Source organism: Brachyspira catarrhinii (genome assembly GCF_005518285.1).
GTDB lineage: Bacteria > Spirochaetota > Brachyspiria > Brachyspirales > Brachyspiraceae > Brachyspira > Brachyspira catarrhinii.
Map to the genome: position 1 here is coordinate 1 of NZ_SJDU01000628.1, position 877 is coordinate 877.

Genomic DNA, 877 nt, shown 5'->3' on the forward strand with positions numbered 1-877 from the left:
TATATTTTTTCAAATGCAAATATTGACTTATAATCGATTTGTCAAAATATTTTTCGATTGTCTTTATATATTCTTCGTTGTTATTTTTTATTTTTTCAAACAGATAATTATATTGATTAAAATAAAGTTTAGAAAATAAAAATCCGTAAGCGATATTCGATTTTATTTTTAATAAAAAATTATAAAATTCATCGAGCGCAATTTTTACGCTTTTGCATAAATAGTCGTATTTATCAATATCAATTTCATTCGTATTTTTATTACTCAAACCAATATCGGCATAATAAATATACAAAGGTTTCTGAATCACTTTATAAGATTTACTAAAATAAAAAGCGATTAAACATTGAAGCATATCTTCCGCATTCATAATTTTTGTATCGGGAATATATTCTATAAGTTTGTCGATTATTCTTCGATGAAAAACTTTATTCCACATATTATGAGATATTCTCTGATTAATAACTTCGCAAAGCAGAAATTCCGAATCAATCTTAAATCTATTTGTCGATAACGCCCACTGAATAAATTTGGTTTTGTCGTTTGAAATTACTTTAGTTCCGAAACTTACAATATCGCAATCTTCATTTTTTATAACATTAAATATTTCTTCGCAGGCGTTAATTTCAATTTCATCATCGCTGTCGACATACATTATATATTTTCCCGTAGAATTAATATTTCCCGTTTTTCGCGCTTGGAGTAAACTTTTATTTTCGCTATGTTCGATATATTTTATTCTGTTATCTTTTTTCAAATATTCTTCGACTATTTCCCTACAATTTCCTTGCGATGCGTCATTAACGATTATAATTTCAATGTTCTTAAAAGTTTGATTAACAACGCTATCCAAACATCTTTGACAAATATTTCTCCG

1 protein-coding gene is annotated in these 877 nt (G+C 26.3%); it reads right to left on the bottom strand.

Annotated features, from left to right (window positions below; genetic code table 11):
* On the bottom strand, positions 1-877 hold an 877-nt coding region (locus tag EZH24_RS12725; protein ID WP_137999406.1), incomplete at both ends, for a glycosyltransferase family 2 protein.